Source organism: Sulfuricurvum sp. PD_MW2 (assembly GCF_002633015.1).
In the GTDB taxonomy this organism is placed as follows: domain Bacteria; phylum Campylobacterota; class Campylobacteria; order Campylobacterales; family Sulfurimonadaceae; genus Sulfuricurvum.
In genome coordinates this window covers 36,867-45,878 of record NZ_NSIU01000016.1, presented here as the reverse complement: position 1 = coordinate 45,878, position 9,012 = coordinate 36,867, and the positions used below count along the sequence as shown (strand labels likewise).

At 44.1% G+C, this 9,012-nt stretch carries 8 protein-coding genes; 4 read left to right on the top strand and 4 right to left on the bottom strand.

The window, feature by feature from the left end:
* Positions 1-129: 129 nt before the first annotated feature.
* Entirely contained in the window at positions 130-1,854 is a 1,725-nt protein-coding gene (locus tag CJD30_RS08225; RefSeq protein WP_294918221.1) for a lysophospholipid acyltransferase family protein, read from the top strand.
* Here the strand turns inward: CJD30_RS08225 and CJD30_RS08220 are convergent.
* Positions 1,838-2,701: an RluA family pseudouridine synthase gene (locus tag CJD30_RS08220; protein WP_294918219.1), complete on the bottom strand. Its 864-nt coding sequence runs from the start codon at positions 2,699-2,701 to the stop codon at positions 1,838-1,840. The two genes, CJD30_RS08225 and CJD30_RS08220, sit on opposite strands and share 17 nt — an antisense overlap.
* Before the next feature lie 57 nt (positions 2,702-2,758).
* The gene (locus CJD30_RS08215) at positions 2,759-3,616 is read right to left on the bottom strand and encodes an RluA family pseudouridine synthase (protein WP_294918217.1); all 858 of its coding nucleotides are present in this window, start codon (positions 3,614-3,616) and stop codon (positions 2,759-2,761) included.
* 142 nt (positions 3,617-3,758) lie between these two features.
* On the opposite strand from CJD30_RS08215, the gene purB reads away from it, so the two are divergent.
* The 3 genes from purB (at position 3,759) to CJD30_RS08200 (ending at position 7,903) form a co-directional block, all read left to right on the top strand.
* Positions 3,759-5,087: an adenylosuccinate lyase gene (gene purB, locus CJD30_RS08210; protein WP_294918215.1), complete on the top strand. Its 1,329-nt coding sequence runs from the start codon at positions 3,759-3,761 to the stop codon at positions 5,085-5,087.
* Between the two features lie 87 nt (positions 5,088-5,174).
* Complete coding sequence (locus CJD30_RS08205; RefSeq protein WP_294918214.1) at positions 5,175-7,541, top strand: ribonucleoside-diphosphate reductase subunit alpha; 2,367 nt, start codon at positions 5,175-5,177, stop codon at positions 7,539-7,541.
* Positions 7,532-7,903 (top strand): hypothetical protein, encoded by a 372-nt coding sequence (locus CJD30_RS08200; protein ID WP_294918212.1) that lies wholly within the window; start codon positions 7,532-7,534, stop codon positions 7,901-7,903. Before CJD30_RS08205 ends, CJD30_RS08200 begins: the two co-directional genes overlap by 10 nt.
* On the opposite strand, the gene CJD30_RS08195 is transcribed toward CJD30_RS08200, so the two are convergent.
* A complete protein-coding gene (locus tag CJD30_RS08195) occupies positions 7,893-8,327 on the bottom strand; it encodes a low molecular weight protein-tyrosine-phosphatase (protein WP_294918210.1) in 435 nt (144 codons plus the stop codon). The genes CJD30_RS08200 and CJD30_RS08195 overlap by 11 nt on opposite strands.
* 6 nt (positions 8,328-8,333) lie before the next feature.
* Positions 8,334-8,978, bottom strand: a complete 645-nt coding sequence (locus CJD30_RS08190; protein ID WP_294918209.1) for a tetratricopeptide repeat protein — start codon at positions 8,976-8,978, stop codon at positions 8,334-8,336.
* Between the last annotated feature and the right edge of the window lie 34 nt (positions 8,979-9,012).

Here is a 9,012-nt window from a genome sequence, read left to right as displayed (position 1 = left end):
CTCTATTTTCTGCGATTTAAAAGTAATATTGTCGTAATAAGAACGTAATCAATCTGAAATTAACACAAATTAATGTTTCGTGCAGTTAAGGTGAAAAATAGATTTTGCCTAAAATAAAAAGGAAATTTCATGTTGAATACGGAATCAATTTTACGCAAAGTTCATCCGCGATTATTTCACTATCCTTCTTTGGTACATAAAACGATTGTTTATCTCATTCGATTGCTATTGCATGAAAAATCGATCAACCATTTCATGGAAGTACATCATGGGAAAATCGGACTGGAATTTATCGATACCGTTTTGGAAAATTTGAATGTCTCCTACAAAACCATTCACAAACATATTGAGAACATCCCCTCAATGGGAAAAGTAATTATCGTTGCCAATCATCCTCTGGGTGCATTGGATGCTCTTTGTTTGATTCAAATGGTGTGTTCGGTACGTCAGGATAAAAAAGTAAAGATCGTTGCCAATCGCATGTTGGGTGAAATCACTCAACTCAAAGAATTTTTGATCGGTGTTGATAATATAAATGATCGTGTTTCGAAACATGCTTTGCAACAAATAGATCGTGCTCTGCAAGCAGAAGAAGCGGTTATTTTTTTCCCTTCGGGTGAAGTATCCAGAGCAGGATTATTTGGAATAAAAGAAGGAATATGGAAAGGGGGATTTATCAAGTTTGCAAAACGTAATGCGACACCGATTCTCCCTATCCATATCAAAGGGAAAAACAGTTTTTTATTTTATGGCGTATCATGGATTTATAAACCATTAGGTGCTCTTCTTTTGAGTCATGAAATCTTTGCTGCACGAAACCGTGTCTTTGATTTCACAATAGGCGAGATGGTGAGTGAGAAGGTTCTTAACGATTTTAATTTTAGCGAAAAGCGTCATGCCAAATTATTTCGTAAACATCTTTTTCGTATCGCTCAAGGGAAAAAAGGGATTTATCCTACCGAGTGTTCCATTGCTCATCCGGTATCGCGTCAGGAATTGAGACAGGAATTGCGTCGAGGAGAATTATTGGGATTGACCAATGATAACAAACAAATCTATCTTATTGAACACGAAAATTCGCCGAATATTATCAATGAGATAGGACGGCTTAGAGAATACTCGTTTCGCAAAGTGGGTGAAGGGAGCGGTAATACTCGTGACATTGACGCATATGATCGTTATTATCATCATTTGATTTTGTGGGATGATGATGCACTGGAGATTGCAGGAGCGTATCGTATCGGCGAATGTGAATGGATTTTGTCATGGCTTGGAAAAGAGGGATTATATATGTCGGATCTGTGTACGATGAGTGATCGTTTCGATACTATTCTTGAAAACGCGATTGAGTTGGGACGCAGTTTTGTTCAGCCAAAATACTGGGGAAGCCGAGCACTTGATTATCTGTGGCAAGGGATCGGTGCGTATCTCAGCCACAATCCGCACATCAAATACATGTTGGGACCGGTGAGTATTTCGGGAAGTTTTCCGAAACACGCTCAGGAAGCATTGGTCTATTTTTATACCCTTTATTTTGGAAGCGAATATACAATGGTAAAAGCAAAATCACCGTACCGTCTCTCCGAATATGTCCAAAATGAGTTCAAAAATCTGTTCAGCGGTGAGAATTACAATGAGGATTTTAGAGTACTAAAAGACTATCTCAAAGCGTTGGATGTATCGGTTCCAACTCTCTATAAACAGTACAGTGAGTTATGCGATGAGGGGGGAGTAGAGTTTATGGATTTTGGGATCGATACGGATTTTAACAACTGTATTGACGGGTATATTTTAGTCGATATCCGTAAAATTAAAGAAGCTAAACGACAAAGATATATCAACCAATCTGCATAGAATTGAAACATTCTGAGAGAAAATCACTCTCGGATTCTATGATGTATTTTTCCTCTTTGTAGCTAAATTCCAACGATTGTGCATGAAGCAAAAGTCTGCTTGCTCCTGTTTTATCAATACGTTCTTGACCTTTTATCTCTCTATCTATATAGCGGTGAATATCTTCCACTTTTTGTCCGTAAACGGGATCGCCGATAATCGGATGTTCCACGTGGAACAAATGAACGCGTATCTGGTGGGTACGTCCGGTGAGAGGAGATGCTTTGATGAGAGTCATATCGAAATCGGGAAAATAGCGAAGCGGAGTAATAATAGTATGAGAAGGTTTACCTCGGGGATCGACTTTGACTTCCATAGAGATTTTGAGATTAGGGTGATCGTTTCGATAGAGAGGTGCTTGGATATCAATGACCTCTTTTATTTCACCTCTGACCATCGCCAAATAATGCTTTGTTATTTGGCGGTTTGCAAAAAGCTGTTTTAAAATATCCTCAGCATTTTTATGCCGAGAGACTAAAACCAAACCGCTCGTTTCTTGATCGATACGATGGGCTGCGTTAGCATCACTCCCAAACGTATGTTTGATGTCATCGTTGAGGGTATAGTAGTTTTCCAGGTTATTTGGATGAACTCGCAAACCGCTTGGTTTGTCATAAACCGCAAAGTCGTTAGCAACTAACAGAGGTTTTATCCCTTGCGGTTCGGGCACAAAACAGACAACATTATATTCGCCAATAATCATCTCAAAAGGGTTCTCTTTGATAACACCGTTTTGGCTCAAACGTCCGCGAGCAATAAATCGTTGTGCATCACTTCGAGAGATTTTGAGTTCATTTATGAGAAGCATTAATGCATTCTGCGGAGTAGAAGAAAAATATGTTTGAGTGAGAAAAGGCATTAGTGGTTATACCTTTTTCATGGCATCAAAACATTGCCGGATAAAATCTTCTTTGGACACAACATGGTAATGGAGATCATTGTAGATGAATTCGAGTGAGTGTGCATGAAGCAATAAGCGAGAAGCACCGGTATTGTTAAACCGCTCTTCGAGTGACATCTCGCGATCCAAAAATCGGACGGCATCATTTTCATGTTGGCCGTAAATCGGATCGCCGATGATTGGATGTTCCACGTGGAACAAATGAACCCGTATCTGATGTTGGCGTCCGGTTAGCGGTGAAGCTTCGACGAGAGTTGTATCAGTATCGGGGAAATACTGGAGAGGTTTTATAAAAGTACGGGAGGGTTTACCCTCGGGATGAACCTTTACAATCATTCGAATAATCGAACTAGAATCTTCTCTACGTAATAGAGGCTCTTGTATATCAAGAGGCTCTATGAGATGACCTTTGACCATCGCGAGATAACGTTTGGTGATTTGGCGTTCTTCAAACATCATCTTCAAAACACGTTCACTGATTTTATTTCGCGCTGCCAAAACCAAACCGCTTGTCTCTTGATCGATACGGTGAGTAATGTTGGCTTCATGTCCGAAACGGTGCTTGATTTCATCATTGAGAGAGTATGGAGTATGACGATTTTGCGGATGAACCAATAGACCGCTGGGCTTATCATAGACTGCAAATTCTTCTTCGACGAACGTAGGTTCCAATCCTAACGTTAAAGGCTCAAAACAGATAAAATCAAAATCCCCCTCTTCTATGAATCCTGCATTGTTTGCCATCACTTCACCGTTTTGACTCAACCGCCCTTTCGCGATCAGCCGTTGTGCTTCGCTCTGGGTGATACCTAACTCCTGCATTAAAAAACGAAATGCCTTCTGTCGAATAGGAGAGTGAAGTCGTTTGGTAATGAAGGGCAATTTAATTCCTTTTTAGGGAGGGTAGGATAAACTATATTAATATAATAAGATGCGCAATTTTAGCATAGTTAAGGAAGCATAAATGGTAGATCGTTACGCCAGAGAAGAGATGAAATCCAAATGGAGTATCCAAGCAAAATATCAAGCTTGGCTCGATGTTGAAAAAGCGGTAGTCGTTGCATGGAATAAATTGGGTCTTATTCCGGATGAAGATGCAAAAAAGATTGTAGAGAATGCAGGATTTTCGGTTGAGCGTATCGATGAGATCGAAGCGATCACCCGTCATGATTTGATTGCATTTACAACATCGGTATCTGAAACACTCGGAGAAGAGAGCCGATGGTTTCACTACGGTATGACATCGTCCGATACGGTTGATACTGCAGTCGCTCTTCAGATGCGTGATTCTTTGGCGCTTATTATCGACGACGTGAAGATGGTAATGGAATCAATCAAAAAGCGGGCCGAAGAGCACAAGATGACATTGCTCGTCGGACGTTCACACGGTATTCACGGTGAGCCGATTACGTTTGGATTGGTGTTAGCGGTATGGTATGACGAGATGGCTCGCCATTTGGAAAACTTGGAACAAACGATGGAAGTAATCTCTGTCGGTCAAGTATCGGGTGCAATGGGTAACTTTGCTCACGCACCGTTAGAACTCGAAGAGTATGCGTGTGAAGCGTTAGGTCTCAAACCCGCACCGGCTTCTAACCAAGTTATCCAACGTGACCGTTATGCACGTCTTGCTTCGGCACTTGCATTGATGGCAAGCTCTGTCGAGAAATTTGCGGTACAGGTTCGCCACTGGCAACGTACGGAAGTGTATGAGTGTGAAGAGTTTTTTGCAAAAGGGCAAAAAGGCTCATCCGCAATGCCTCACAAACGTAATCCGATTTTGACCGAAAATATCACAGGGTTAGCGCGTATGGTTCGTGCGTACGTTATCCCTGCAATGGAAAACGTTGCGTTATGGCACGAGCGAGATATCTCTCACAGTTCTACCGAGCGTTTCTGGTTGCCTGATAGCTTTATCACGGCGGATTTCATGCTTCACCGTTTTAATAACGTTATCGCTAACCTCGTCGTTTATCCTGAGAATATGATGCGTAATCTCAATCTCACCGGCGGATTGGTTTTCTCACAACGTGTTTTACTTGAGCTTCCACTCAAAGGGGTAAGCCGTGAAGATGCGTACCGTATCGTTCAACGAAATGCGATGAAAGTGTGGGAAGGATTGCAGCAAGGTAAAAGTGCAATCAACGACAAAGGGGAAAGTCTCTATCTGCAATATTTATTGGATGATGAAGAGTTGCGTCAAAGTTTGAGTGAAGAAGCGATTCGTGATTGTTTCGACTATGGGTACTACACTAAAAACGTCGATAAAATTTTTAATCGTGTGTTTAAATAATAAACAAAAAAAAACGTAAAAACGGTATAAGAAATTATAAAATTTAGAATGACTATAATACAGCCATAATGAGTCCAAGGGAGAGAGATGTTAACTATTATTAAGCGTAACGGCCGCCGCGAGCCGCTCGATATCACTAAAATCCAAAAATACACGTCAGCCGCTGTCAAAGGGCTGATGAATGTATCTCAAAGCGAATTGGAAGTCGATGCACAGATTCAGTTTCGTGACGGCATTACGAGTAATGAGATTCAGCATACGCTGATCAAAACAGCGGTAGACAAAATCGATATCGACACTCCAAACTGGACATTTGTAGCGGCACGCTTATTTCTTTATGATTTGTACCACCGTGTAAATGGGTTTACGGGATATGGAAAACTCAAAGACTATTTTGAGCGTGGAGAAGCTGAAGGACGTATTTTACTTGGACTCAAAGAGAAATACGATTTGGCGGATTTGGATGCGTACATCGTTCCTGAACGTGACTTGGAATTTAACTACCTCGGGGTAAAAACACTTTATGATCGCTATTTGATCAAAGACCGCAAAGGGGATCCGATCGAGCTTCCTCAGCATATGTTTATGGCTGTTGCGATGTTCTTGGCTCAGAATGAACCGGATCGCCAAACGTGGGCAAAAAAGTTTTACGACATGATGTCGAAATTTGAAGTGATGATGGCGACCCCTACTCTCTCCAATGCGCGTACAACCCGTCACCAACTGAGCTCATGTTACATCGGTTCTGCCCCTGATAATATCGAGGGGATTTTCGATGCGTACAAAGAGATGGCGTTACTCTCCAAATTCGGGGGCGGTATCGGTTGGGATTGGACTCAGGTAAGGGCGATGGGATCATTCATCGACGGTCATAAAAACGCTGCGGGCGGAACGGTACCGTTCTTGAAAATCACCAACGACATCGCGATTGCCGTCGATCAGCTCGGAACGCGTAAAGGGGCGATTGCGGTTTATCTCGAGCCGTGGCACATGGATGTCAAAGATTTCCTTGATGTGAAGAAAAACTCAGGGGAAGAGCGACGACGTGCGCATGACTTGTTCCCTGCCCTTTGGATCAACGATATGTTCATGAAACGGGTTATGGAAGACGGTATCTGGACGATGTTCGATCCATTCGATGTCAAAGAGCTCAGCGAACTTCACGGTGAAGCGTTTGAAAAACGCTATCTTGAACTCGAGCAAGACGGCAGCGTTGCCAAAGAACATACCAAAGCCAAAGACCTATGGAAAAAGATCCTTACGTCGTATTTCGAGACGGGAAGCCCATTCTTGTGCTTCAAAGACAGTGCAAACCGATCGAATCCGAACGATCACTACGGAATCATCCGCAGTTCAAACCTGTGTACCGAGATTTTCCAAAATACCCAGCCGAACCACTATTTGATCAAAGTGAAATACGAAGACGGCTCATACGTGACATTCGAAGAAGAGGAGATCGTCAAAGTAGACAGCGGTATCGAGAAACCGGCGAACAAAATCACGGCGCTCGATTCATTGGGCGGACGTCCGATCTATATCGTCGAAAAAGAGAAAGTAGACGGTGCTACAGCGGTTTGTAACCTCGCATCGGTCAACCTCTCGCGTGTTCATACCAAAGAAGATATCGATCGTATCGTTCCGGTAGCGATCCGCGCTCTTGATAATGTTATCGATTTGAACTTCTACCCGCTTGAAAAAGTGAAACGTACCAATATGCGCAGCCGTGCGATCGGTTTGGGTGTTATGGGTGAAGCGCAAATGTTGGCTGAGAATAAAATCGTATGGGGAAGCCAAGAACACTTTGACAAAATCGATGAAGTGATGGAAGCGGTAAGCTATAACGCTATTAAAGCCTCTTCGAATCTTGCGGTTGAAAAAGGATCGTATGCGGAGTTTTCGGGTTCAAAATGGAGCCGAGGAATCCTCCCTATGGATCATGCGACACCGGAAGTGCTCAATCTGATCGATCGCGGCGGATTGTTCGCTCCGAATTACGAGTGGGATGAACTTCGTGAGACGATCAAGCGCCAAGGGATGCGTAACGGCTATCTCATGGCGATTGCACCGACGTCATCGATCTCTATCCTCACCGGTACGACTCAAACGATTGAGCCGATCTATAAACGCAAATGGTTCGAAGAGAACCTATCGGGTCTGATTCCGGTGTGTGCGCCGAAACTCAGCCCTGAGACGTGGGGTTACTATACTCCTGCGTATGATCTCGATCAAACGATCTTGGTCAAAGCGGCGGCAATCCGTCAAAAATGGATCGATCAGGGGCAAAGCCTCAATATCTTTATCACTTTAGACCGTGCCAGCGGGAAATATCTCAACGACATCTATATGCTCGCATGGAAATTGGGACTCAAATCGACCTACTATCTACGCTCACAATCACCGGAGCAAAAAAATGATACGGCGGATCGTTCAATGGAGTGTGAAGGGTGCCAGTAAAGCCCCTGAGCGTTTCAACGCTTAAAAACCTGATGGAGCGTATTGATAATGCGGTTCAGGGTGAAATCCGCTCTCTAACTCCCCTCTCCCCTACTTCCATCGAAATCCGTTTCAGTGTTCAGGATATCGCGCGCGGCTATGACTGGATCGATGTACTATTTCGCATAGAGGGTGTGAATGATGCCAAACTGCTCAGTGATAATGTTCTGCGCGGTTTGGATATGTCGGAGGGGATAACGGTCGAGCTAACACCCTCTAGCGCCGCGTTAGCGATAGGAAGTTACAGCGGACGCTGTAATGAATCTCCTTTGTATATCCTTGGAGATTCCATCGGATACGAAGAACTCCCCTTTAGCGGTTGAGTAACTCTTTCACGCAACTCTCAATCATCGTATAAACGTTCTCAAATCCCTCAAATCCGTCAAAAAAGTATGGATCAGGGACATCGGCGCCCCCATGTCCGTAATCGCCCAATTTGACCAGATTCTGACATCCTAACGCTTTGAGATCGCGATAATTGCTTTGATCCAATGCAACGATGAGATCAAAAGTGGTGAAATCGGCTTTTTTGACTTGACGGGCACGGAGTTGAGAGATATCGACATCGTGATTACGGGCGACGGCTACGGAGTGCTCGCACGGTGTTTCCCCAACGTGCCAGTTGCCCGTTCCCGCAGAGTCGACAACGATATTATGACCCCGCTGCTCTATCAGGCGGCGTGCGACCCCCTCGGCAATCGGTGAGCGGCAGATATTTCCAAGGCAGACAAAAAGTATCGATTGCATTGAGACTTAGCTATGTCGTTTGAGAGTGGTTTTGGTGGATTGCGGGGTGTCGGAAGCGACGCTTTTCCAGAGTTTTGGAAGATTGGAAGAGAGTTCTTGACCGCGGTAGAGTTCTGCTTCGGTGAGCTCGTAATACATCTCATCGCGGCTGATCCGTGCCCAGTCGCTCCCCTGTGCCGCTACGTAATTCCACAGCGCATAGGCGATCGTATTGTTCACTTTGACCCCTACTCCGTTTTTGTAGAGCCATCCGAGAATCAGCTGTGCATCGGCATTGCCGTTTTTTGCCGCCTGCTTCAATAAACGGGAAGCGGTTTTGTGATCTTGGGGTATCCCGATCCCTTCGATCATCAAAACGCCGAGTGCGACTTGAGAATTAGGATGGTTTCTTTGGGCGCCGAGTTTAAAAATCCGTACCGCCTCTTTGTAATTCATCGGGGCACCGTAGCCGTGAAGGCTCATAACTCCTAAGAGATAGATGGCTTGGAGGTTCCCTTGCTGTGCGGCAGGAACCAGTGCTTTTCGGGCTTCGATATAGTTTTGGTGATAAAAGGCAACTTCGCCATCATGGGCGAGCTGTTCAGCGGAGGACGCGAAAAGGGTAGAGAAGCTAATGAACAAAAATGCTAAAACGGCTGTACACTTTGACATAGTTATGCTCCCTACAAAGGATAATGATATTTTA

Coding starts and splice junctions, on each gene's coding strand:
- CJD30_RS08225 (WP_294918221.1), top strand. CDS start 130: ATGTTGAATACGGAATCAATTTTACGCAAAGTTCATCCGCGATTATTT.
- CJD30_RS08220 (WP_294918219.1), bottom strand. CDS start 2,701: ATGCTTCTCATAAATGAACTCAAAATCTCTCGAAGTGATGCACAACGA.
- CJD30_RS08215 (WP_294918217.1), bottom strand. CDS start 3,616: ATGCAGGAGTTAGGTATCACCCAGAGCGAAGCACAACGGCTGATCGCG.
- purB (WP_294918215.1), top strand. CDS start 3,759: ATGGTAGATCGTTACGCCAGAGAAGAGATGAAATCCAAATGGAGTATC.
- CJD30_RS08205 (WP_294918214.1), top strand. CDS start 5,175: ATGTTAACTATTATTAAGCGTAACGGCCGCCGCGAGCCGCTCGATATC.
- CJD30_RS08195 (WP_294918210.1), bottom strand. CDS start 8,327: ATGCAATCGATACTTTTTGTCTGCCTTGGAAATATCTGCCGCTCACCG.
- CJD30_RS08190 (WP_294918209.1), bottom strand. CDS start 8,978: ATGTCAAAGTGTACAGCCGTTTTAGCATTTTTGTTCATTAGCTTCTCT.